The 25387-nt window shown below is 41.7% G+C and carries 22 protein-coding genes; 10 read left to right on the top strand and 12 right to left on the bottom strand.

The features are described from left to right. Window positions 1–50 precede the first annotated feature (50 nt). From AS141_RS07050 to AS141_RS07040, 3 genes are read left to right on the top strand one after another with little or no spacing between them, the layout of a single operon-like run. On the top strand, window positions 51–416 hold the full coding sequence (locus AS141_RS07050; RefSeq protein ID WP_057936941.1) for a phage holin family protein: 366 nt from the start codon (window positions 51–53) through the stop codon (window positions 414–416). Next, the gene (locus AS141_RS07045) at window positions 409–792 is read left to right on the top strand and encodes a hypothetical protein (RefSeq protein WP_057936940.1); all 384 of its coding nucleotides are present in this window, start codon (window positions 409–411) and stop codon (window positions 790–792) included. Before AS141_RS07050 ends, AS141_RS07045 begins: the two co-directional genes overlap by 8 nt. Continuing rightward, the gene (locus AS141_RS07040; protein ID WP_057936939.1) at window positions 776–1543 is read left to right on the top strand and encodes a geranylgeranylglyceryl/heptaprenylglyceryl phosphate synthase; all 768 of its coding nucleotides are present in this window, start codon (window positions 776–778) and stop codon (window positions 1541–1543) included. Before AS141_RS07045 ends, AS141_RS07040 begins: the two co-directional genes overlap by 17 nt. Here AS141_RS07040 and AS141_RS07035 read toward each other — a convergent pair. The 6 genes from AS141_RS07035 to panC all read right to left on the bottom strand — a co-directional run bounded on the left by AS141_RS07035 (window position 1529) and on the right by panC (window position 6772). Beyond that, window positions 1529–2455, bottom strand: coding sequence for a helix-turn-helix domain-containing protein (locus AS141_RS07035; RefSeq protein ID WP_057936938.1), 927 nt, complete (start codon window positions 2453–2455; stop codon window positions 1529–1531). The two genes, AS141_RS07040 and AS141_RS07035, sit on opposite strands and share 15 nt — an antisense overlap. Window positions 2456–2592: 137 nt before the next feature. Further along, window positions 2593–3732, bottom strand: a complete 1140-nt coding sequence (locus AS141_RS07030) for an acyl-CoA dehydrogenase (RefSeq protein WP_057936937.1) — start codon at window positions 3730–3732, stop codon at window positions 2593–2595. Between the two features lie 95 nt (window positions 3733–3827). Beyond that, entirely contained in the window at window positions 3828–4520 is a 693-nt protein-coding gene (locus tag AS141_RS07025) for a zinc metallopeptidase (RefSeq protein ID WP_198293508.1), read from the bottom strand. Window positions 4521–4550: 30 nt separating this feature from the next. Next, window positions 4551–5555 (bottom strand): lysylphosphatidylglycerol synthase transmembrane domain-containing protein, encoded by a 1005-nt coding sequence (locus AS141_RS07020; RefSeq protein WP_082632211.1) that lies wholly within the window; start codon window positions 5553–5555, stop codon window positions 4551–4553. Beyond that, complete coding sequence (gene panD, locus AS141_RS07015; protein ID WP_057936936.1) at window positions 5555–5902, bottom strand: aspartate 1-decarboxylase; 348 nt, start codon at window positions 5900–5902, stop codon at window positions 5555–5557. The genes AS141_RS07020 and panD overlap by 1 nt, the downstream gene beginning before the upstream one ends. Window positions 5903–5923: 21 nt before the next feature. Further along, window positions 5924–6772, bottom strand: a complete 849-nt coding sequence (panC, locus tag AS141_RS07010; RefSeq protein WP_057936935.1) for a pantoate--beta-alanine ligase — start codon at window positions 6770–6772, stop codon at window positions 5924–5926. 129 nt (window positions 6773–6901) lie between these two features. On the opposite strand from panC, the gene AS141_RS07005 reads away from it, so the two are divergent. From AS141_RS07005 to AS141_RS06985, 5 genes are all read left to right on the top strand, one after another. Continuing rightward, window positions 6902–7720, top strand: coding sequence for a glycogen/starch synthase (locus AS141_RS07005; protein WP_057936934.1), 819 nt, complete (start codon window positions 6902–6904; stop codon window positions 7718–7720). Beyond that, window positions 7641–9062 carry a DUF4270 family protein gene (locus AS141_RS07000; RefSeq protein ID WP_198293507.1) on the top strand — a complete coding sequence of 474 codons (1422 nt, stop codon included), beginning with the start codon at window positions 7641–7643 and terminating at the stop codon, window positions 9060–9062. Before AS141_RS07005 ends, AS141_RS07000 begins: the two co-directional genes overlap by 80 nt. Window positions 9063–9184: 122 nt before the next feature. Continuing rightward, on the top strand, window positions 9185–11026 hold the full coding sequence (gene glmS, locus AS141_RS06995) for a glutamine--fructose-6-phosphate transaminase (isomerizing) (protein WP_057936932.1): 1842 nt from the start codon (window positions 9185–9187) through the stop codon (window positions 11024–11026). A gap of 268 nt (window positions 11027–11294) precedes the next feature. Continuing rightward, on the top strand, window positions 11295–12374 hold the full coding sequence (prfA, locus tag AS141_RS06990) for a peptide chain release factor 1 (protein WP_057936931.1): 1080 nt from the start codon (window positions 11295–11297) through the stop codon (window positions 12372–12374). Window positions 12375–12458: 84 nt separating this feature from the next. Next, on the top strand, window positions 12459–12983 hold the full coding sequence (locus tag AS141_RS06985) for a GNAT family N-acetyltransferase (RefSeq protein WP_057936930.1): 525 nt from the start codon (window positions 12459–12461) through the stop codon (window positions 12981–12983). 536 nt (window positions 12984–13519) lie between these two features. Here AS141_RS06985 and AS141_RS06980 read toward each other — a convergent pair. The 6 genes from AS141_RS06980 to AS141_RS06955 all read right to left on the bottom strand — a co-directional run bounded on the left by AS141_RS06980 (window position 13520) and on the right by AS141_RS06955 (window position 21093). Continuing rightward, window positions 13520–14395 carry a lysophospholipid acyltransferase family protein gene (locus AS141_RS06980; RefSeq protein WP_057936929.1) on the bottom strand — a complete coding sequence of 292 codons (876 nt, stop codon included), beginning with the start codon at window positions 14393–14395 and terminating at the stop codon, window positions 13520–13522. A 3-nt stretch (window positions 14396–14398) separates the two neighbouring features. Next, a complete protein-coding gene (locus AS141_RS06975) occupies window positions 14399–15319 on the bottom strand; it encodes a DUF6268 family outer membrane beta-barrel protein (protein WP_057937229.1) in 921 nt (306 codons plus the stop codon). A gap of 247 nt (window positions 15320–15566) precedes the next feature. Further along, on the bottom strand, window positions 15567–16187 hold the full coding sequence (locus tag AS141_RS06970; RefSeq protein WP_057936928.1) for a porin family protein: 621 nt from the start codon (window positions 16185–16187) through the stop codon (window positions 15567–15569). 126 nt (window positions 16188–16313) lie between these two features. Beyond that, window positions 16314–17069 carry a LytR/AlgR family response regulator transcription factor gene (locus tag AS141_RS06965; protein WP_057936927.1) on the bottom strand — a complete coding sequence of 252 codons (756 nt, stop codon included), beginning with the start codon at window positions 17067–17069 and terminating at the stop codon, window positions 16314–16316. Further along, a complete protein-coding gene (locus AS141_RS06960) occupies window positions 17066–18076 on the bottom strand; it encodes a sensor histidine kinase (protein ID WP_057936926.1) in 1011 nt (336 codons plus the stop codon). Before AS141_RS06960 ends, AS141_RS06965 begins: the two co-directional genes overlap by 4 nt. Window positions 18077–18282: 206 nt before the next feature. Beyond that, a complete protein-coding gene (locus AS141_RS06955) occupies window positions 18283–21093 on the bottom strand; it encodes a YCF48-related protein (RefSeq protein WP_057936925.1) in 2811 nt (936 codons plus the stop codon). Window positions 21094–21281: 188 nt separating this feature from the next. On the opposite strand from AS141_RS06955, the gene AS141_RS06950 reads away from it, so the two are divergent. Both AS141_RS06950 and AS141_RS06945 read left to right on the top strand, forming a co-directional pair. Then, a complete protein-coding gene (locus AS141_RS06950; protein ID WP_057936924.1) occupies window positions 21282–21935 on the top strand; it encodes a Tll0287-like domain-containing protein in 654 nt (217 codons plus the stop codon). Between the two features lie 276 nt (window positions 21936–22211). Further along, complete coding sequence (locus tag AS141_RS06945; RefSeq protein ID WP_232424838.1) at window positions 22212–25382, top strand: SusC/RagA family TonB-linked outer membrane protein; 3171 nt, start codon at window positions 22212–22214, stop codon at window positions 25380–25382. Window positions 25383–25387: the final 5 nt, after the last annotated feature.

Genomic DNA, 25387 nt, shown 5'->3' with positions numbered 1-25387 from the left:
GAAGTATATTGTGTCATATTTCAAGGGTAACCTCTCACAAGTTTTTAATTATGCTGAAAATCGGAGAAATAATACAGACTATCAAAGGGATAGTAGAGACCAAAGTAGATCTGGTCAAGCTGGAAATACAAGATCAGGTTGCCGGTATTTTAACCCGGATTATTTTTCTTGTTTTGATGGGAGGTAGCCTTCTATTGGTGCTATTGTTTTTTAGTCTTTCTCTGGCTTTTTACCTTAGCCAATATTTTGAATCCCCCTACATGGGCTTCTTGATGGTTGGATTAATTTATCTGATAATACTCTTTGGTTTATTCTTATTGAGAGACCATGATCCTACTGAGGAAAAAATGCAGAATGGGTTGAAAGGGTTTATTTTTAGGGTAAGAATGTTCAAAAAACGCCAGGAGAATGAATAAAGAACTGAAAAAGAAAGAAGAAGAGCTAGAGGAGACCTTGGCCAGACAGTTTGAGCTTTTTAGGGCCGAATCAGGGGATTGGTTAAAAATTGGAGGAGTAGTTTTGGCAGGTGGGTTGATTGCCTTGGCTATTGCCAAAACACGTAAAAAGCGTGAGGATCGTAGAACAGAAGAAGTACTTGAGGTACTTGAGAGAGAAGGACTGCTTACCAAAGAGATTGAAAAAAAGCTTACTAAAGGCTCAAAATCTTCGTTTTGGCCAAGCATGGGCCAGCGGCTTTTACTATTAGGGCTTGCTTTTGCAAAGGAAAAATTTCTCCCGAACCTATTTGCTGCCCAGCCAGAAGATGCCAAAGTCGATGAAGAGGGTCAGTAAGATTCTAAAAGAATTCCATACTACGGGCAGAAAAGGATTGGCGTGGTTGGTAGATCCAGACAAGGTTACAGGCGGCAGGTCTTTTGAAGAGAACTATTCCTGGGTTAAGAATTCAGCTCTCGATTTAATATTCGTAGGAGGCAGTCAACTAAGTCGTGATAACTTCAAAGAGGTGGTTCAGTCACTCAAGAAAATAGCGGGAGAGATTCCGGTTGTTATCTTTCCTGGTTCCCAGATGCAACTTACCGAAGAAGCTGACGCAATTTTATTCCTTTCTTTGATTTCAGGAAGGAATCCTGAGTACCTGATTGGTCATCAGGTGCTCGCCGCACCGCTGGTCAGGAAAATGAAATTGGAAGTTCTCCCCACAGCGTATATGCTGGTGAATGAGGGAGAAATTACCAGCGTGCAATACATCAGCCAAACGCTTCCATTGCCAAATTCCAAGCCCGCCCTAGCTGAGGCAACAGCGCTTGCGGGTCTTTATTTAGGCATGAAATACTTTTTCGTAGACGCCGGGAGTGGAGCAAAATCCCCCGTTTCGGGAGCTGTGATAAAGTCCGTAAGGTCGGTGACACATCGTCCCATCATCGTAGGTGGAGGATTGGATTCATTAGAAAAAGTAAAAAATGCATATGAAAATGGTGCAGATCTAGCGGTGATCGGAAATGCGGTAGAAAAAGACTCAGGCTTTTTGGCTGAGTCTTTGGAATATAAGGTGCTTTTGAATCTTTCTTTACACGTTAATTAAGGACTCTCTTCTCCGCATTTTACCAGCAGGCACCCCATACATCATCTTGAATCTGCGGCAGAAATATGCAGTGTCTTTATAGCCTACTTCTTTGCCTATATCCCGAATCGACTTTTTGGTAGTGCGTAAAAGCTCCACCGCAGCCTCCATTCTTTGGTATTCTATATAATCCTGAGGATTGATCCCTGTAAGCATTTTGAAATATTGCCCTACGTAATCTTCTGATACATTGGCTACCTTGGCCAGGATTTTATTGGATAAATCGCCTCCCAGATTTGTTTTGATGTAATTAAATAAGTCTATCAAACGAGGATCCTTAAAGTAAGTAGCATTGGTAGAAAGTTCCTCCAAGAACAATCTGTTTTTCAATATATGGCGAAGCAGCTCAATGACCAGCAATTCTGTGTGGGATTTTAATGCTCTTTCTTTCCCCACATTACTTACTTCTACTTCTTTCATCAAATCCTCAACTATTGTAGCCAGGCGGTCATTGAACCGGATTATAAATGGAGGGATATCCAATGAATTAAAAAAGTTAACCACATCAAATACTTTGGATTCAAAACCAAGTATAGAAATACAGTCATCTTCTGTGCTCTTTATGTCTCTGAAACTTATACTCTGCAGATACTTTTTCTTATTTTCCTGAAACTGATCTTTTGACAGTTCAGCTTTTTTGGAGCTGCTGCCAATAGTCAATTTTGTTTTTTGCTCAGCGGGCAGGAAAAGTACTTCACCTTCGTTAAGCAACTCCTGATCCTCACCAAATTTGAGCGTACCATGGTGAAGCAGAATCAATGTATTATCAGATTCTGTATAATCATTAACCGTAACGGGTTTTTCTACCTGGAAATTATTCCCACGAATAAACCTAACGTTGACTGATTCAATTACCTTGTTGTAATATTCCATGAATTAGTATTAAAAATACAGAATAGCAAAAATATGATTTTTCTAACGATAATTCATAGATTTTTGATAAATGGTGTTAAAAAAAATGAAAGAGCATAGTTTTATTTAACTATACCCTTTTCTAGATCAACTATCCATTACCGGAGGAGTCCTCGCGATATAACTATTTTCTGAATCTCGGACGTCCCTTCATAAATCTGGGTGATCTTGGCATCTCTCATCAGTCGTTCTACATGATATTCTCTCACGTATCCATAGCCGCCGTGGATTTGTACAGCTTCGATGCTCACATCCATTGCTACCTGGGAGGCATATAATTTTGCCATGGCTGATGCCTGGGCATAATCCTTTCCCTGATCTTTCAGCCAAGCGGCTTTGTACACCAAAAGTCTGGCGGCTTCAATGGTGGTTGCCATATCGGCAAGCTTGAACTGGATCGCCTGATGTTGACTGATTGGCTTGCCAAAGGTTTTGCGTTCTTTGGCGTAGGCTAGGGCAAACTCATAAGCTCCGGCCGCAATTCCAAGCGCCTGGGCTGCAATGCCGATTCTCCCGCCATTCAAGGTTTCCATGGCGTATTTGAAACCAAAGCCTTCTTCACCAATTCTATTCTCAACCGGCACTTTCACATCTGTAAACATAAGCGAAGTGGTATCAGATGCTCTGATGCCCAGCTTGTCTTCTTTATGGCCTGAGGTAAATCCATCCCAGCCTTTTTCTACTATAAAGACCGATATACCTTTATGTCCTTTACTGTGGTCGGTTTGGGCAAAAACCAAATAGGTGTCCGCTTTGGAGCCATTGGTAATCCAGTTTTTGGTGCCGTTTATTACATAATGATCACCATCAAGACGGGCTTCGGTCTTTTGTGATGTAGCATCAGAACCTGCTTCCGGTTCAGATAGGGCAAAGGCTCCCAGTTTCTGTCCCGATGCGAGGGGTTTAAGATACTTTTCCTTTTGATTTTCGGAAGCATAGTTCTCCATCCCCCAGCATACCAATGAATTGTTTACAGACATTGCCACCGAAGCAGAGGCATCGATTTTGGACAATTCTTCCATTGCAATGACATAGGAAAGCGCATCCATTCCACCGCCGTCATATTTCGGGTCGATCATCATTCCCATGAAGCCCAGTTCGCCCATTTTCTTGATTTCCTCAGCAGGAAACCTTGATTCTATGTCACGTTGGATTACTCCTGGAAGGAGCTCATTTTTGGCAAAATCCCTCGCTGCGGCCTGTACGGCGAGTTGCTCCTCTGTTAGTTCAAATTGCATATATCTCTTTGGGTTTAACTATCTGCAAGGAATATATGGCAAAAAAAGAAGAGGGGCAAAACCTGCCCCTCTTCCAAAATTTAATTTGATCTGGATCAATCCCTGTTTCCGAAGAAAACGAAAATATAATAGGCTAATGTGGCCAGGGAAGCTAAAGCGGCCACTACATACGTCATTGCAGCCCATTTCAAAGAATCCTTGGACATGGCATATTCATCCGGCGTCACAATATTTCTGGTCTTCACCCAGGCCAGTGCCCTATTGCTGGCATCAAACTCTACCGGCAGCGTAACTAAGGTGAACAGGGTCATCACACCATATGCCCCAACTACAATAAAGCCTATCCACTCATGCGGTAGTCCTAATGCAAACCCACCCAGAAGGGAGGCTATCAGCACAATATTTAAAATTTTGCTTGAAGCATTCTGAATCGGGACTAAGGCCGATCTCAGATTTAGCCAGGCATAGGCTGTGGCATGCTGCACCGCATGGCCACACTCGTGGGACGCTACTGCAGCTGCAGCTGCATTTCTTCCATAGTACACGTCAGGGCTTAGGTTTACGGTTTTGTTTGCCGGATTATAATGGTCTGTCAATTGCCCTTCTACCGCAAGTACTTGCACGTCAGATATATTATTATCGGCAAGCATAAGTTTGGCGATTTCTGCGCCGGACAGGTTAGCGTGAAGCGTCACCTGTGAGTATTGTCTGAATTTGTTTTTGAGCTTTCTGCTCACCACAAATCCCGCAATGGCGAATACGACTACAATTAAGATAAGGAGTATCATAAGTTATTTGTTTGCAGGAATGAATACGTTTTAAGATGTCTTAGGTTCTGTCCATGAGGGTAATTTCATCATTATTACCCAGCTTATAAGACCAGCCCCCAGCACAAGGGCTACTTGGGTGCCATGGATAATAGCTGCGAATATTTTCCCATCAATCTCAGCTATCCCTAGCTGTATCAAAATAAAGGCCACCAGTGCATGAAAGGTACCAATACCCCCCTGTACGGGCGCTACCATGCCAATACTTCCCATTACCATGACCAGAAGTACTTCACTTGAGGACAAATTGGCAGTACTGGGTATTCCTAAGGATATGGTGTACATGGTCAAAAAATATAAAAGCCAAAGAAAAACAGAACTTGCCCAGAATCCAGCGGGATTGGACAGTCCTCCGATTTTCTTAAGCCCTGAAAGGATTTCCCTAAAAAAATGTTGGATTTTATTGATCAACCCATTATCTGCAAATCTCCTGAATATGTACCAGGTTATGAGAATCAAAACGGCAATTCCACCAATCACAAGAGGAAGATTTGAAATGATTTTTTGACCAAAAGACGCTATATCGATTAACTGGCTGGCTAGATTTAAGAAGAGCTCCTGTTCTACGAAAAACGCCAAAAGAACCGTAGAAACAAGACATAACAGATCTATGCTTCGCTCTACTATCACTGTGCCGATGAGGTAGCCTGTAGAGATGCCGTTGGTCCGGGTGAGAACACCGCATCTTGCTACTTCGCCGGCCCGTGGGATAAGCATATTAATGAGATAGCCAACCATCACTGCGTGATAGGCTCGTCCAAAACTTACTTTTTTTCCATCTTCTGTATCTATGAGCAAAGTCCATCGCCAGCTTCTAGTCAGGTAAGCCAGCATAGAGATCAAAAGAGACAGTAGAATCCATGTCCAATTACTTGACATGATTTGGTCAACCAATGAATCAAAGGCGATATCCTTGTATAAAAACCAGAAAATCCAGATTGCAATTCCTAATGAAATCAGAATCTGGATTACTTGTTTAACACGTCTTTGGATCATCAGATGAGTTTGTTTTGCTCGTCTGGAAAGATTAGTACAGGTTTGAATTTCTTCGCTTCCTCTAGCTCCATCCCTGCATAAGAAATGATGATGACGATATCCCCTACCTGTGCTTTTCTCGCAGCAGGGCCATTAAGGCAAACCTGACCGGAGCCTCTTTCTCCGGTGATTACGTAGGTTTCTAATCGTTCTCCATTATTGACATTGACGATTTGGACCTTCTCATTTTCTATAAGGTTAGCTGCGTCCATCAGATCCTCATCGATTGTAATGGAGCCTACGTAGTGCAATTCCGCCTGGGTGATTTTCACCCGGTGGATCTTGGATTTCAGTACCTGAATTTGCATTGGTTTAATTTTGCGGCAAAATTAAGGAATTATTGGCAGGTTATCGATTAATCTGATTTTTCCTAGGTAAGCCGCTACACATAGTGATGATTTTTTCGTTAGATCAAAGTCTGTGTAGCTGACAAAGCTTTCGGGATGAACCAGCTCGAAATACTCCAGACTTGCCAGGGGCACTTCCTCAAAATCCCGTTTGATTTGATTATGCACCTCAAACCAAGGCTTGCCTGCTAAAAGTTCCTGCTTGGCCTTTGTCAGGCTGCTGCTTAAAATCAAAGCCTGCTTCCTTTCCTCTGGGGAGAGCCTCAAGTTTCTCGAAGACATCGCAAGGCCATCATCTTCTCTTCGCGTAGGTACGATTACCAGATTGATATTCATCGATAGATCGTTGACAAGCCGTCTAATAATCCCGGTTTGCTGGAGATCCTTTTGGCCGAAATAAGCTGTATGGGGCTTAATGATATTAAATAATTTGGAAACTACTATGGCTACACCATTGAAATGACCTGGGCGGAATGCTCCTTCCAATACAGTCTCAAGGTTTCCAAAATGGATACTTAATTTAGGCTTTTCCGGATAAATTGTTTCTGTCTTAGGAATGAAAACAAAGTCAACTTTTTCAAGTTCGAGTTTAGCTAAATCCTCTTCTAAAGTTGATGGATAGTTGTCAAAATCTTCTTGATTATGAAATTGTGTGGGGTTTACAAAGATGGAAACGACTACAATATCAGATTCTTGCCTGGCTTTTCTGACCAGGTCAAAATGACCCTCATGAAGTGCGCCCATTGTGGGGACCAAACCGATGGATTTGTCCTTTTTAAGGGATTTAAGCCAGTATTTATGCCAATCGGCTCCAGTAAGAACAACGTGCACTGGTAGAGGGTTTAGAATGGGTAAATAGGGGCAAATGTATATTATTATTCAACAAAACAAGGCTAATAAGGCTTTTTTTATTATCTTTGCGCAGTTGTTTTTTCACCTTCAACATAAAATCCAATAAGTATGTCCAAATTACGTATCCTCTACGTTGCCAGTGAAATCAATCCTTTTCTCCAAACATCTGAAGTTGCCAATTTCCTAAGATCCCTTCCTCAAGCTATGCAGGAGCGTGGCATGGAGATCAGGATTTTAGTGCCGAGATTCGGTCTGATCAATGAGCGGAAGAATAGACTTCACGAGGTGGTGAGATTATCGGGAATTAATATTGCAGTAGGAGAAGAGGAGAAACCTTTGGTGATTAAAGTAGCGTCTATACCAAACGCAAAGCTTCAGGTGTACTTTATTGACAATGAAGATTACTTCCAGCGAAAGCATGTTTTCCACGACAAGCAGCACAAATTCTACGAAGACAATGATGAGCGTGCTATTTTCTTTTGTAAAGGAGTGATAGAAACGGTGAAAAAACTTGGCTGGGCACCAGATATAGTGCATTGCAACGACTGGATGACCAGTTTGATACCGATGTATTTGAAGACTACATACAAGAGTGAGCCTTTATTTAAAGATACGAAGTCTGTATTTGCGATATACAACAACGGATTTTCTCATACCTTTGGCGATGATTTGTTAAACAAGGTTAAGATGGTGGATATAGATGACGCTATTTTAGCACCTTTGAAAAGCAAAGACTTTACAGGATTTATCAAGATGGGCATGGAGTACGCCGACTTGGTAGTCAAAGGCGGTGAAGTTTCCGCAGAATTAAACCAACTAATCGAGGATTTCTCAAAAGACAAGAAGTTTGACATCAGCATTGAAGCAGAATCAGAAGCACAGGCTCACGAAGAGCTCTACGGCATTTACACCAATCTCGCCGGTTAAATTGGCCTTTGGGGCCATCTTGTCCCTATTTCTTATCAGTTCCTGTAGTGACCCTTCGGCAGTAGGCATTGAGCTGGCTCCCGGAAACAACGAAATCGGAGTGTTTTTCGAGGAGTTTGAGCTTCCCGCAGAAATGGTTCTTTTGGACTCCTTTAATACGACCAATCAAAACAGGTTGGTAGTTGGGGAAGAAGTGGATCCTTTTTTCGGAAAGACTTCAGCTACAGGGTACTCTAGAATGTCTATTAAAGCCGATGCAACACGGCCTGAACTAGATGCTATACTTGACTCTATTTACTTTACAGTCAATGTGTTGAATATAAGCGGGGCCGATTTGGATGAGCCAAAGCATTTCTCTATCCATAGGTTGACAGAACCTATTCAGGATACGCTATATTACAATTTTGATGAGCTTTCCTACGGGGAAAATCCAATCTCTACCGGGGAAATAGTTTTTGGTGAAGAAACAGATACACTTGCAAATTTTCAGGTTGATGAAGAATTTGCGGAAGAAATTTTCAGCAAATTGCAGCTTGGAGCTGAGTTCAATGACCTATTCAGCTTCCGGGATTACTTTCCCGGTATTGCAGTAAAGGGAAAAGAAGATGAAAATTCTTCTATAATAATAGGTTTGGGAACTAGTACAGCGATCAAACTTTATTATCGCAATGATGAATCTGATACGGTTTCTACTTTATATACAATTTCTACCGAATCTTCCAGGAATTTCAACGGAATTAAAAGCGATAGAAGCGGAACACCTACAGAAGCAATTACCGAGTATCAGAAGTCTTATGACGTAGGGCCACTGGTTGGGATGAAGTCAGGTCTGGGGATGGTTATCAAACTTGACACAAGCCCATTTGATGCCTTTTTGGATACACTTTCTGGGGTTATATTTAATCAGGTTGCCTTAGAGGTGGGGGAAATAGAAGATCCAATAGAGGGAATGGTACCCACTCCATATTTCACCGCTTTTTTTACAGATCCATCCAACCACTTTTTGGAAAATACAAACGGAAATTATTATACAGTACAGGCAGATGGTAGACCACAGGTAATCGCTGACAGTGAATCAAATACCAATGAGCCAGAAGTACAATACCCAGCCCAATTCAGTTATAATTCTGACAATAAACTATATGGTCAAAGTATCGCCTCCTATGTCAACGCGATTTCACGAGGTGATCTGGTAAGAAAGGACTGGATATTGTATGGTGGATATATCTCCAACAAGAGAAGACAAGGCGATAATTCAGATCCATTTGCTTATTCTTTAAGTCAGATGATAGTAGATAAGAGTAAAATAAAAGTAAAAGTGATTTACTCCAGATCCAGGTAGGATACCCGGTTTCGGTAAACTTCCAATAATCCACTTTCTAATTTTTAGAAAGTGGATTATTTTTTTTGGCACGAAAGCTGTTTCTTTGCTGAAGTTCAAATTAACTATATGAATTTTTCAATATGTGTGGAATCGTAGCATATGTAGGGCAGCAGGAAGCTTTGCCTATAATAATCAAAGGACTTAGAAGATTAGAATACCGTGGGTACGATAGTGCCGGTGTGGCACTATTGGACAACAATGGCCTAAGTATCTACAAAAAGAAGGGGAAAGTGTCCGAGTTGGAGAAGCATCTTGAGGCCAATTCGGACTTAGGATCCACAATCGGAATCGGGCATACACGCTGGGCCACGCATGGTGAGCCTAACGACTCTAATGCGCACCCGCATTATTCTTCCTCCGAAAAAATCGCTATGATCCATAATGGGATCATTGAAAACTATGAGGTGCTTAAGAAGGATCTTCAAAAGAAGGGCTATACCTTTCAATCCGAGACAGACACGGAAGTCTTCATCAAATTCATTGAAGACATTCAGCTGAACAATCACTGCAGTCTGGAGGAAGCACTTCGGCTTGCCCTTCACAAAGTAGTTGGGGCTTATGCTATTGTATTGATCAATAAAGAAGAGCCCGATACACTTATAGCAGCCAGAAAAGGCTCCCCTTTGGTGATTGGAGTGGGAGAAGATGAATATTTCTTAGCCTCCGACGCAACTCCTATCATCGAATACACTAATAAAGTGGTTTATCTGGATGATTTTGAAATAGCGGTAATCCGAAATAACCGTCTTCAGATCAAGACTATAGAGAATGTAGAGACTAATCCCTACATCAATCAATTGGAAATGGAATTGGAAGCTATCGAAAAAGGTGGGTACGACCATTTCATGCTGAAGGAAATCTATGAGCAGCCTAAGTCAATAGCCGATTGCCTGAGAGGTCGCCTGGATGCCAAATCCGGTCGCTTGGTACTTGGCGGTTTGCGGGATTATATGAATAAATTCCAAAATGCGGAGCGTATCATTATTACAGCTTGTGGTACTTCGTGGCATGCAGGGCTGGTAGCTGAATACCTTTTCGAGGAATTTGCCCGAGTGCCTGTGGAAGTGGAATATGCCTCTGAATTCAGGTATAGAAACCCTGTAGTAGGCGAGAAGGATTTTGTGATTGCTATCTCACAATCCGGGGAGACAGCCGATACGCTGGCGGCAATAGAACTTGCCAAATCAAAAGGCGCCACAATCTTTGGCGTATGTAACGTGGTAGGTTCATCTATTCCTAGGGCTACCCATGCAGGTTCTTATACCCACGCAGGACCAGAGATCGGAGTGGCTTCCACCAAAGCATTCACTGCCCAGATTTCAGTACTGGCAATGATGGCCTTGAAGCTGGGTTACCAGCGAGGTACACTACCTGAAGGGAAGTATATACAGCTTTTACATGAATTAGAAGCTATTCCTGGAAAAGTCGAGCAGGCTTTGAAATCAAACGATGCCATCAAGTATATCGCTGAAGAGTATAAGGATGTAAGAAATGCACTTTACCTGGGCAGAGGGTACAATTTCCCGGTTGCGCTTGAAGGAGCTTTGAAGCTAAAGGAAATTTCCTATATCCATGCTGAGGGCTATCCGGCAGCAGAAATGAAGCATGGTCCGATCGCTTTGATAGATGAGGAAATGCCGGTTTTCTTTATAGCTACCAAAGATAGTTCCTATGAAAAAGTTGTCAGCAATATCCAAGAAGTAAAAGCGAGAAAAGGAAAAGTAATTGCCGTAGTCACAGAAGGAGATACGCAAGTGAAGGAGATCGCAGACCATGTAATTGAAATCCCTGCATCTCACGAGGCTTTTGCCCCTCTCGTAGCTGTAGTTCCACTACAACTGCTTTCTTATCATATGGCTGTGATGCGAGGCTGTAATGTGGATCAGCCAAGGAATTTGGCTAAATCTGTAACAGTAGAATAAACTTCAATGGCTGTCCGAAAGGGCAGCCATTGAAGTTTATTCACCTTCTGTCCATGACTGGATTACCGATTCTCTGCTGAGCAGGGATTTACATAGGCGAGCTTATTGTAGCTGTAACAGGCAAGTATAGACATACTTAAGGTATGATCTTATGAGTGGTGGGGTTTTCCAAGAAAACAGGAATTACCTATATCGGAAGTAGAACTAGTCAAATTGGATACTCAGCCTCCAAATTAATTTCCTACTTTTGCGCTGCTATTACAATACTATGCTGGACAAATTACAATCAATTAAAGAGCGTTTCGAGGAAGTAGGTCAACTAATCGTACTGCCGGAATCTATGGCAGACATGGGCAAATATGCCAAACTGACCAAAGAATACAAGGATCTTGAGAAAATTGTAGCAGTGTATGATGAATACAGTTTAGTCCTGCAAAATATTGCCAGCTCAAAGGAAATACTTGATAAGGAGAAAGATCCTGACTTCAGAGAAATGGCAAAAGGGGAGCTGGATGAGCTAAGGCCAAGGAAGGAAGCGCTGGAGAGTGAACTGAAACAACTTCTGATACCGAAAGATCCTAATGATGCCAAAGATTGTATTCTTGAAATCAGAGGTGGAGCTGGAGGCGATGAAGCGTCAATTTTTGCCGGGGACTTATTCCGTATGTATCAGCGCTTCTGCGAAATGCAAAATTTAAAACTTACTGTTTTAGATTTGACCTTCGGCTCCGCGGGAGGATACAAGGAAATAATAGCAACCATTTCGGGAGGAGACGATGTATATGGCAGGATGAAATATGAGTCAGGTGTTCACCGAGTACAACGCGTGCCCGCTACAGAATCGCAGGGAAGAGTCCATACCTCAGCGGCATCTGTGGCTGTATTACCAGAAATGGATGAAGTAGAGGTAAACATCGATATGAATGATGTGCGAAAGGATACCTATTGTTCTTCAGGGCCAGGAGGGCAATCTGTGAATACCACTTACTCTGCCGTGCGATTGACACATGAACCCTCAGGACTGGTAGTGACCTGTCAGGATGAGAAGTCACAGATCAAAAACTTTGAGAAAGCGCTAAAGGTGTTGCGGTCCCGGCTCTATGAAATCGAGTTGGCCAAGCATAATGATGCCGTAGGAGCACAGCGAAAGTCCATGGTGGGATCTGGTGATAGATCCGACAAGATCCGAACCTATAATTATCCGCAATCTAGAGTCACTGACCACAGAATCAATAAAACTGTATACAATCTCCCCGAGGTAATGGATGGGCACATTGAGGATTTTATATCCGCATTGAGATTTGCCGAGAACCTTGACAGGATGAATAGCAGTGGATTAGAAGAATAGGCTGATCATTTGCATAAAATCCATTAGAATTTTATTGATTCTGCGATTAGACTATTATCTTGAAGAATTAACCATCAGACTTTTATGATTATTACCGGAGACAGAGAAATAAGATTGGTGACCTGGAATGAGGCTCATTTTCATCAACTCTATCCTTTGGCCAATAATCCCAAGATCGCAATGAATCTAAAGGATAGTTATCCTCAGCCATATACGATCCATGATGCGCGTTACTGGATAGAGCATAACCAGAAATTTAACCCCCCGCAAAACTTCGCAGTTGAGTTTGAAGGGAAATTGGCAGGCTCTATAGGATCAGAGAGAGGGAAAGATGAACTCCGTACCAATATGGAGCTGGGCTTCTGGATAGGGGAACCCTTTTGGGGCAAAGGAATAGCCACTGAAGCGGTAAAACTTTACACCAAGTATATTTTTGAGAAGTTTGACATCGAGCGGATTTTCGCCCAAGTCTATGATTTCAACGGACAATCCATGAACGTCCTTGAAAAAGCAGGTTATTTTCCTGAGGCTATTTTGAAAAAAGCCTTTGTAAAAAATGCTACTGTTGGAGATATTTTCCAATATGTAAATATCCGGGGAGAACAGTGATATGCTGAATTTCCGAGTCATGGATATTTTTTAAAGATTAATCCCCATATTTTCTCTGGAAATAGCGAACAGCAGAATTCGGGGAGTTGGAGAAAGACTAAAACCTGCGCCGTTGCGCAACTTTCCTCAATTCCGCCGGACTATGCTGGCTCAAAGCTAAATTCTTTCACTGAAAGAATTTCTAACAGATTGTCCACCACCCAGACCAGGACCTGTAATGCTTCCTCGAAAGGACGCGTCACCCATGGTAAATAAAGTTATTAACGATTGCTCTCTATTAATTCTGTGGGAAAAGAGAGGATGCAGGAGGATGTATAGGGATAATATCAGAACGGCATTACCGTAGGTAATCCTAGATTGCAAATGCCGAACAACGGGACGGGGGAGCAGATGTTTGGGAATTGGTTTTCCTGGGCTAAAATACTTTCGTTGATCAACAGTAAAGGAACTGTTAACTGTTGAATCTCAGTGGCAGGGATAAGTACCCCGAATATCTGGCAGTTATAGATTTTATTTGATGGTAGTCTCCCCATATTTTATCTTTTCCATCGTTTATGAGTCCATAGCCAGCCATATGGTTCTTCTCTTATGTTTTTCGTTAAAAGATCAACGTACTTTTGTGTTATTTCACCCTCATTCATAGATTCCGCTTTCGAACATATCGGCGCACAGGTTATCTTGTAATTCCCTTTTGATACCTGTGTGATATGGAGATAGATGACAGCCGAGTGACTTGTTCGGGCTAATTTTTCCATACCTGAGAAAAAATAGGTTTCCTGATTCAATAATTTAAATCTGTATTTTTCCTTATTTACACGTGGGCATTGGTCAGCAAGAAAAAGATAGACAGCAGCGCTGGAATTTTCCGATAGAATATGGCGGACAACTTCTCTTTCCATTAGTAACTTCATTCCAAAACGAGACCTGAGTTTAATCATCAGCCTGTTCATCGTTGCTGATTTAAGGGGCCTATAAACAGCGTATAAATCATGACGCATCTTATTGGGCATAAAGCCCAACATCTCCCAATTAGCACAATGTCCCAAACACGCGATTACATTTCTACCTAAGTTTATATGGTGGTCTATCAACTCCATATTCTCAAATACTATTTTCTTATCAAGTACTTCTACTGGAGCAGAGACACTTTTTATAATCTCTGCGAAATACGAGACAAAGCAAGCGTAAAACTTTTTTACAATTGCATGATTTTCCCCGTATCGCTTATCAGGAAAGGAACGTGCAACGTTTTGAATAACTACCGCTTTCCTGTACCCGGGAATGTAATAAGCCAGAATAAAAGTAAAAGAAGACATCGCATAGAGAAACCCCATAGGCAGCAGGCTTAGTGCATAAGTAATAGTATAAATACTTCTGTATGCGATAGTCTGCAAGGATTGCTTTATTTTCATAAACTAAAATTTCAACTCAAGACCAATTGACGCATACGGGGAAACAGAAAAATAATAATCATTATCACCAGCAAACACTCCTTTCAATGTTCTGTCGCTGTAAGATGCTGGACGATATAGATTAATTCCTGCCATTCCCGTCACAGAGAATCCTTTTTCTCCAAGCTTCATCTCAGGACGAAATCCGGTAACGATATATTGATGGGAAAATAGTTGATCCTTTCCGTCCTTTTCCAATAATGCTACCTGCCCGTTCATTTCAAGGGCATACGATAATTTTAACCTCTCATTAAAATCATAGCCCGTCGATATCTCCAGACCTTCCACCAATTCAATATTCACATCGAATTTACCGTTATGCCTCCAGCTGAGGTAAACGGCTGGAAATATCATCGGATAACCCAAAGAACTATTTATAGACATGCCGCCACCAATAGCAAGATTAGGGTTCAGGTGACGGATAAAAATAACACTTCCACTTCCAAGCACATTTTTAAAGCTGATTTTAGAAAAATCAGTAGAGGGAGTAAAAATTCCTATTCCGGCACTTGCCCTCATCGACCACTTGTCGTTCAATGGACGTAGATGATAGATTCCGAATTGAAAATTCATGATTTCGGAGACCATGTGTTCCGAAAAATTTTGGTTTCTCAAGGAAACATAGGTGCCACCTAAGGCTACACCCCAAATAGTAGGACTTTCGTTCTCATCTAATTTCATGGATAACGGCATATTGAACGCTGCCTGATAAATCATAGCAGAGCCTTTGCTGTCACCGATTTTCTCTCTGGGCATTTCGCCTGGCGGGAGATAATAGTAGCCTGAATTTCCAATGAATTCCGTCTTGAAAGACACTTGTTGTGCTTTTCCCTCCAGGCCTAGAAGCGTAACCAAGGCTGTTAGGAATAGTGAAATTGACTTCATGATTTTAAAGTTGTGCTTGTACATATTCGTTATATATCCGGCTAAAAAAATGATAAGGGAAGCAAAACAGAAGGTGATTAACCTTAAACTTCAGAATTGACTGGATGAAATGTAGAATGAAGAGGATAAAATAAATTCTAAGATTTGTCTGGTACGGATTGAAGCTATTGTGTACCGAAATCCAGGCTTTATCCATTTGGCATCAGCATAAACTTCGGTGCACAATTTGTTTTTAGCTTTGTAGCGTTTAGAATTTATGCACTATTCCAATAGATGCGCCATGACTTCTCATAGAACCTGCATTGGCTTTATGGAGATCCGCAAGGCCAAATTGATAGCTTGCATTTATTTGCCAAAGTTTGTCAAAGTCGTATCCAATGATACCTCCGACACCGTAATCAAAACGGCTCATAGCAGACTCACCTGTCTCGCTGTTCTTTTTGAACAAGTTCACCCCATCAGATTTTGCACTGATTCCATAGCCAACATAAGGGCCTGCCCCTACAAAGGCTTTTCCTCCTCCCAAATCCCCTTGGATAATTCCATAAAGAGGAATCTCTACACCGATAGATTTAAATTTGTCGGATGATTTATGCGCCTTGGGTTCTGACTTCGAGGTCTTATAATATACATCGACCCCGGATTGCAGAGCAAAATATGGGTTCAGGTCATATTTTATAAAACCGCCCACAGAGCCGCCTATACCCATTTTACTCTTGAACCCTTTCATGTCACCTCCTAACCGGTAATTGGATAGACTTGTACCGACTTTGAGGCCAACTGATACAGGTTTGTCCTGTGCGGACAATTTTGCAGAGAAAATTAATGCACCTACTGCAGCGATAAATGTTACTACGTTTCTTTTCATTGTTCTGAAATTTTGATTGTAAGACAAAAGAACAGTGAACAGGGCGATACCCGAAGCTATAGACGATAGGCTTCAGAATTTGCTAAATGAAATGCAGAACGAAAGAGATGGAATTTTCTGTGGGAGTTATTCTATAATTCCATCCATCCATTTTAGGAAGTCGGGAACGCGTACACGACTCACCAATACTTCATGGGGACAAGCAGGCAAAAAGGAAAGTTTCAGACGGCTGTTGAAGTATTTGGCTACATTTTCAATAGCTTTTACGTTGGCGATGCAATTCCTGGAAACGCGGAAAAACAGATGGTTATGGAACTGTTGTTCTAACTGGTCTAGGGTATAACTAATGATATACCGCCTATCCTTGAAAGTATGAAGAAAGACAACTCCGTCTTCGCTATAAAAATGGGCAATATCTTTAGTTTCTATATAGTGATAGTTTTCTCCTTTAGATATCAAAAACCGGTTTTTGGTTTGGAGCGATTGCATCTGCTCAAAATTCTTAGAACTGGATTTATAAGAGGGATTATGGAAGATATTCTCAAATTTGGCTAATGCTGCCTCTAATTCATTCTCATCAAAGGGTTTTAACAGGTAATCGATACTGTTTAGCTTAAATGCTTTGATGGCATGTTCATCGTAAGCGGTAGTAAAGATGACGGGTGTGGTGACCTCTATATGGTTAAATATCTCGAAGCAGCTGCCATCTGCAAGACGAATATCCATAAGGATTAGATCGACAGTAGAATCTTTAAGAAACCTGATGGTATCGATGACGGTTTTAGTATGTTTTTCCAACCGATAGCCTGATCGTAATTTCGTCAACATACGCTTCAGCTCTTCATAGGCGAACCGCTCGTCTTCTACTATCAGGTACTTCATGGCTGTATGTAAGGGATTTTAATAATAAATAGGTCATCGGTCTGTTTGATGATGACTTCTTTAGCATAGATTTCATATTGCTGGGCAATGTATTTCAGCCCGATTCCACCCTTATCCGAACGGTTTGAAGGCTGGATGTTGTTTTCAACCGTAATGTAATCGCTGTCGATAGTGATTTTTATATTCAAAAGGGATTCTTCGGTTGCAATATTGTGTTTAAACGCGTTCTCTATAAGTAATTGCAGGGTGAGAGGTACAATCTTGTTCGGCGTACAGTCTGATATTTTGTCTATTTTAAAAGTAAAAGAATTCTCAAACCTTGTTCTCATTAGATAGACATACGAGTCCAATGCATCCAATTCCTCCGAGACTAACACTACTGGCTGTTGGGAAAGGGAAAGGACGTACCGATACGTCTTTGAGAGGGCTTTTGTAAACTTGTTTGCATTGTCCGGATTAATGTATATTAAGGAAGACAGTACATTCAATGAATTAAACAGAAAATGTGGGTTTATCTGTGATCTTAAGGTTTCGTGCTGGAATAACAAAACTTTGCGTTTGGCTTTTTCAGAATCGGCAATCGCTTTCTGTTCGGACTGGAAATAATGAATTAACTCGAACACCAACAGAATAGGAATATTGGTAGTCATTGCAAATGCAAATTTGACAAGAAAAGAAGGCATCCCTTCTTTGGCAATGAGAAACACATCATATATGAGAAAATTAAATATCCATAACAGTATCAGGCTTATTACGGTAATACCTACGATGTCTGCCACTATTCGATAGAGTATATTTTTAGAATAGGGAAGGTATTTGTTTAAAAACAGCAGCAATCCATAGTCTGCTATGCACATGGCAAAGATTACGATATAATGGGCAGACAACTGTATGTGAAAATTCTTCCATAAATCTTCTTTCATTAAAACAATACTGAAAAGCATCTGGCACAAAGCATAAATCAGCGTGGAAAAGAAAAAAATAAGTGGTCGTTTAAATTTAGCCATTATTCAAAATTAGCGCTTCCAGGCTATTATTCATGGAGAAGCCTTCTGTTTTCCGATGAACTTCATAATTTAGGAGATGAATTTAATAGAAGGTGGTGTAGCCTTCTTCATTCCGCTCTTCTTCCCGATATCGTGCTGTACTTTAAGCATTCTAGGAAAAGGAGATCGATCCTGTTTCACCAGGGTTAAAGAATTCAACAATGGTCTTACCTCACAATTACCTTTCTTACCACTGCACTTGACTCGGTATAAAGCTGGATCAAATTCATTCCTCTTGGTAAATGCTCCAGGGATATTTCCCTAATGCCATTAGACAGCTCCACAGACTGAATTACTTGACCGAAAGAATTCATTACTTTCAGGCTTTCATAATTTCCCCCTCCTAATTCCAGGGTGACTGTTCCTGAAGAGGGATTTGGAAATATGCGAATGTTTAAATCCTCTTCCTCCGGGATAGAGGTGATTACATTGACGTTCACATGTAAAATTCTTGCTTCTCCTTCATTGCATTCGTTTTCGGCAGCGGCGGTAAGCTGAAAATCGCCTTCCTTTTCCCAAAGAACAGTTATCTTTTCCGTGCCTTGTCCCTGAAGTATTCTACCACCATCATCTGAGATACTCCATTTGAAGTTCACGTTTTCCTGCGCGGGAACTGCATATTCTGTTTCCCAGAGTCCGGTTTGGCTTTCTCCTTCTATTTCTCCAGGTTGATCCGGAGGCATATTCACTACTATTGGTTTTAGTACAGCAGCTGCTTTTCCACAAAGATTTTCCTGAACTACGCGGAGTTCTTGGCTGCCTGAAGCATTCCATTTTACAAGAATCTGTGATGTACCTTGACCTTCCAGCACTTCTCCCCCGGTTGCCTCCCACGTGCAAGTAACCCCGGTTAGGGCTGGCAGTGAATAAACCTCAGTCCCTTCTAGGCAAACGGCGCCATTCCCTTCAATCTGAATAGAGGTAGGGGGAGTAGCGGAAACAATTACCTCCATAGAAGAAGTCTTTCCGTTTCCGCAGAAATTTTCCATACTGACATACACCCCATTTCTTCCGGGTGTTTTCCATATAACTTCGATCTCAGAGGTACCTTGACCTGAAACAATCTCACCACCATCCACACGCCATATGAGCTGCGCTTCCGGAATGACGGAATCAGCAATGGAGTAATGTCCGACAGTCAGACAGACTTTGTTTTCCCCTGTAATCGCACTTAGATCCGTAGGAGGAATACATTCGTAGCGCAAAATAGTACCATCATCCCCTACAGCAAAAGCTACTGTGGGGGTTCCCACACTTATACCGTTGAGGTTTCTGCTAGTTCCACTGGGTAGCTGTGACCAGGATTCTCCCCCATCTTTTGTCTGGAGTATGAGTCCGTTTTCTCCAGAAATAAATCCCAAAAACTCATCCCAGAAATCTACCGAGGTGAAATTTTCTGTGAAGGGAACATTAATCTTTCGCCAAGACTTAGCCATATCCTCAGACTTAAGAATCACTCCGGCATCTCCTACTATTATGGCAGTATTGGAGTCTAGCTTTGAAAGCGCGTGCAGGTCTTCTGTGGTCAACTTTGGTAGATTTTCCCAAGCATTCCCGCCGTTTGACCAACTGATCTGTCCGTTATCTCCCATTGCAAATCCTACTTGGTAGTCAAAGAAGGTGATATCTCTAAGATTTTCTGTTGTATTGGATTGGATGCCCGAAGCATCCCAAGTTCCTCCAGAGTCAAACGATCTTGCTATGTAACCATTCGTACCTGTAGCATAGATCACTGATGGGGCAAATAGGTAAAATCCGGTAATAGTATTTGATGTCTGCGCGGGTACAGGAACCCAGGTTGATCCGCTATTTCCGGTTCTGTAGATTTTTCCACCGGCCCCTCCTACATATCCAAAAGAAGTGCTCCAGTAATCCATTCCCACAATGTCAATCTCTTCAGGAATTGCCCGATATACCACACTGCCGGCACCATTGCTTGTGGCATAATCGGCACCTTTCTGTCCGGTAATATGTCCAGCTCGATCTGACTTGAAGTCTGTACCTGTAAAATCATTTCGGATGCCTGCCATGCGTTGGTTATAACTACTTCCTGCATTGGTGGATGAAATAAGGTAGCCATCCTGACCTACTGCAAACACTAGATTACTTATTGGTTTAAATCCCAGGGATTTGAGATTTCTAGTGTTTGCTGCGCCGAGATTGGCTTTCCCAAAAGTGGATCCCGAATTGGTAGATCGGAGAGCGGTGGCCGAATCTCCTACAACAGTAACTATGCGAATGTCCAAAGGACTGATCGCTACTTTCTGTAAATCAGCCATTACTGGAGAAATCAGGGGAGCCCAATCCTCCCCACCATCTAATGTCTTTACTATAGTCCCTTCATCTCCTACGGCGTATCCAATCAAAGGAGTGGAAAAAGCAATCCCATTGAGATTGGCAGATAATCCTGAATTCAACGTGGACCATTGATTGCCGCCGTCATAGCTTCTCAAGATTGTTCCTTGATTTCCTGAGATGTAGGCGGTATCGGAATTAATAAAGAATATATCATTCAAACTTTGGTCCGTACCAGAATTCAGCATCGTCCAAGTATCGCCTTTATTGGATGAATACAGAATCTGGCCACCTTCTGAGGATACAACTACTTTATTTTCAGTTGAAATCGCTACGCTTTTCAAAGTCTGGGTATTTCCCGAAAGTATTTGATTCCAGGTATTTCCCGAATCCAGGGTTTTAAGAATTAATCCATTCTCACCTACCGCCAGCCCTTCATTTTGATTCCAAAAAGCCACATCCAGAAGCTTTCCATCAAAATTTACTGGAAGCTCTTCCCATGTATTCCCGGAATCTGACGTACGGATAATAAGGTTTTCCCCTACGGAAAAACCTACGTTTTCATCTATCCACTCAATGGATTCCAGATCCAGCCCCCAGCTTTGCATTCTGACCCAGGTCTGGGAAAAAAGCTGTGTGCTAAGAACCATCCCGATTAAAAATAGGCCTACTGTTTTTTGCATGTGCATCGTTGAATTAAACAATATGAATATACGGAATTATGCCAGTAGCGAAATTTTCTTAGCTTTCCTAAACGCCTGCCTGACCTTGTCGCTGTCTCTTTCCTTCTTTTACCGGGTTTTGATTTATAAACCTAGGGTGAATTCAGGCTATGATTCGTAGTTTTATCCATTCCTAACGACTTACCCTCATGAAGCACATTATCTATTTTCTAATCCCTGTCTTTCTTTTGATGGCATGCGGACCTCAGGAGCGAGTTTCCAAAAGCGTGTTTGAGGAAGTGAACAAAGCTATGGAGGCAAAGAAGCTCTCTGATGCCCAAATTACCCAGGAAGCGATGATCTGGGGAGATTCTATCAGTACTGAAGCGCAACGGCTATTAATGGGAAGTCTTCATAAGGCAGTAGAGGAAAAGGGGTTTGAGGGAGCATTAGAATTTTGCAATATAAATGCATCTCCTATTCTAAGTGAATTAGACGAGAAGTATGGAGTTACTGTACGACGAACTTCTACACGCGCGAGGAATAAAACAAATTTGCCTACGGAAGAGGAGTTGCCGATTCTGGAGGCTTATCAATATAATGTGGAAAACGGGATCAAAAATGAATCAAATATCCAGGGTATTGATGGAGGAGAAGTTTTGCTCTATACGAAGGCAATTGTTGTTTCTTCGGAATTTTGTTTGTCATGTCACGGGGATCCGACAAATGATATACAGGAAACGGTTTTGAGAAGGATAGATTCTCTTTATGCCGAAGATTTAGCAAGAAATTTTGAGATTGGAAATTTGAGAGGAATGTGGTCTTTGAAAATTCCTAAAAGGGCCGTGGTAAACCGATTATAACAATCGATTGAAGAGCACGTTTGAAGCATTTTCGCATTATATTGGGACAAAATAAAATTTTGCGGTTCTTCGTATTGTCCTTTATTTATTGGAATAATCCTATTTCATTCAGTTAAAGATCTAGTTATACGCTCATTTTATCAAAATCCAGTCAATTTTTGGTAAAAAACAGTTTGGTTTTGCCATTGCATTGGGGGACATTAGATGGTTAAATTATCTTAATTAATAATAAACCCTATGCCAATGAGAAACTTTACTCATTTTAAGCTATTCAGCATGACAATAATTTTTTGTCTCGGGCTGCTTAGCACAGCATTCGCACAGACCCGGGAGGTGTCTGGTGTGGTGATTTCAGGTGAAGACAATCTGCCTCTGCCTGGTGCCTCTGTCCTTGTGAAAGGCACCACAAATGGTACTGTCACAGATATTGACGGTAAGTTCACGCTTAGTATTTCGGGATCTTCGGATGTCTTGGTAATATCATTTATCGGGTTTACCCAAATGGAAGTACCGGTAGGTGATCGATCTACTTTTGATCTTACGCTTCAACCTGATACTAAATCTTTGGATGAAGTAATTGTGGTGGGTTATGGTGAGCAGAAGAAAGAAACGATCACGGGTTCAGTGGCGACTGTGAAAGGTAAGGAGCTGACCAAGTCTCCGGCGATGAACCTATCCAACTCTATTGCAGGCCGTATGGCAGGTGTAGTAGCAGTGAATAGAGGCGGTGAGCCGGGCTATGATGGATCCAGTATTCGGATCCGTGGTTCCAATACTTTAGGTAACAATGATGCATTGGTTGTAATCGATGGTATTCCAGCCAGGGCAGGTGGTCTGGAGCGTTTGAACCCAAATGACATCGAGAATATATCCGTATTGAAGGATGCTTCTGCAGCAATCTATGGTTCAAGAGCAGCAAACGGAGTAATCCTTGTTACCACTAAAAGAGGCTCAACAGGAGCACCAGAATTGACATTCCAAGTAAATCAGGGATGGGCTCAGCCAGCTGTGTTGCCAGCGCTTGCTAATTCTGCTGAATATGCAAATGCGCTAAATGAACTGAATATCTATGAGCTTCCTACCAGTGAATGGGCAGCCGCGAATCAGGCTTATAAGGAGAATGGAGAATACACCAGACCTGATGGCCAGGTAAGAACTGCTCCATATTCCCCTGATGAGATTGAATTGTATAGAAACGGTTCTGATCCTTGGAACTATCCTGATACAGATTGGTATGGGGAAACATTGAAGAACTGGTCTCCTCAAAGCAGATACAATTTACAGGTAGTTGGTGGTAGCGAGAATGTAAAATACCTGACATCCTTAGGCTATCAAAATCAGGATGGCTATTATAAAAACTCCGCAACAGGCTTCAAACAGTATGACTTGCGAATCAATCTAGATGCTAATATCAACAAGTATGTAAAGGTAGGCTTAGGTATTCTAGCTAGAGAAGAAGATAGATTTTTCCCAACTAGGGGTGCCCAAGCAATCTTCCGTATGCAGATGCGGGGCAAGCCAAACCAACCAGCCTACTGGCCAAATGGTAAGCCGGGCCCTGATATTGAAAACGGAGAGAATCCGGTTGTAATTACTACAGATCAGACGGGTTACAATAAAGATAAGCGGGACTATATCCAGACTACGGGTAACTTAGAGATTAAGATTCCGGGAGTAGAAGGATTGAAATTTACTGGTACAGCAGCCATTGATAAGTATATACGGGCTACTAAAACCTGGCAAATTCCATGGACACTCTATGAGAGAGGTAATGGTTTCGAGGAAGATGGGGTGACACCAGTTTTGGTACCAAGTAAAAGAGGTCCGGCTGAACCAAATCTTTCTCAAGGTTCTGAACAGACATTAAATATTCTGTTGGGAGGCGTATTTAATTACGACAAAACGTTTAACGATGTCCATACACTGAATGTGGTAGCTGGTGTGAACAGAGAAACTATAGAAAGCAGTAATTTCGATGCTTATAGAAGATTCTTTATATCCACTGCCCTTGACCAAATGTTTGCTGGTGGAGACCTTCAGAAAGATAATGGTGGTGATGCATACAACAGAGCACGTCTGAATTACTTCGGTAGAGTAGCGTACAATTACCAAGAGAAATACCTGGCAGAGTTTCTTTGGAGATATGATGGTTCATATATCTTCCCCGAAGATACCCGATTTGGTTTCTTCCCAGGTGTGATGCTGGGATGGGTTGTGTCTGAAGAAACTTTCTGGAAAAATTCCCTTGGAAAAACCTTTGACTTCTTCAAAATCAGAGGTTCATGGGGTCAGCTAGGGAATGATCAGATCTATTACGATGATGAACTTCAAGAATATCAATTCTTGTCTACATACGGCTTTAGTTCTTATATAATCGATGGAACAGAAACTAAAACGCTATTTGAAACCAGAGTACCAAATAGAGCAATTACCTGGGAAATAGCCAACAACTCTAACCTAGGTTTTGAGGGACAGTTTCTTCAGGGAAAAATTTTCTTCGAGTTTGATATGTTTTATAACAAGCGAACGAATATTCTATGGAGAAAGAACGCATCGGTACCTCAAACAACAGGCATATCCTTACCTGCTGAAAATATCGGAGAAGTGGAAAATAAAGGATTTGACCTGAATTTGGGGATCAGAGGAGGAAATGGAGAATTCCAATATTCTGCAAGTGTAAACGGAGGATATGCCAAAAACAGCATCTTGTTTTGGGATGAATCACCGGGAGCGCCGCATTGGCAGATGTCTACAGGTAGCCCTATGAACACAAATTTGGTCTATCAGTACGATGGGGTATTCCCAGATCAGCAATCCATTGATGCTGAAACACTAGACTATACTGCTATCACCAACAATTTACGTCCTGGAGATATGAAGTACAAAGATATTGGAGGCCGGGATGAGGAGGGCAATCTGGTGATGGTTCCAGACGGCAAGATCACTCCTGATGACAGAATCCGTATGGATCAAAACAATATCCCAACTTTCCAGGGCGGTGTGAACTTGTCAGCAAACTGGAAGGGATTTGATCTTACAGTTTTGCTACAGGGTGCGGCAGGTGCCAGACAATTTATCAGTGCTGGGGAATCTGGAAATATCGGTAACTACCTATCTGATATCTATGATAACAGATGGACAATAGACAACCCAAGTAGCACAGATCCAAGACTTGCCAACAGATCTGACCAGTATTGGTCTGGAGGGAATACGTATTGGTTCAGAAGTTCTGATTACTTAAGACTGAAAAACTTGGAAATTGGCTATAATATTCCTGCTCACCTTACTGAGAAAATCGGTGTCAAAAATGCCCGTTTTTATGTGAATGGACTGAACTTGTTCACCTGGAGCAAGAACAAAGTATATGATCCGGAATCAGATAACTCACTCGGACAATATTATCCTCAGGCAAGGGTAATCAACACTGGTCTTTCTGTTTCATTCTAACTAAT

The organism is Algoriphagus resistens (genome assembly GCF_001442615.1).
GTDB classification, from domain to species: Bacteria; Bacteroidota; Bacteroidia; order Cytophagales; family Cyclobacteriaceae; genus Algoriphagus; species Algoriphagus resistens.
This window is presented reverse-complemented; position numbering and strand designations above follow the sequence as displayed.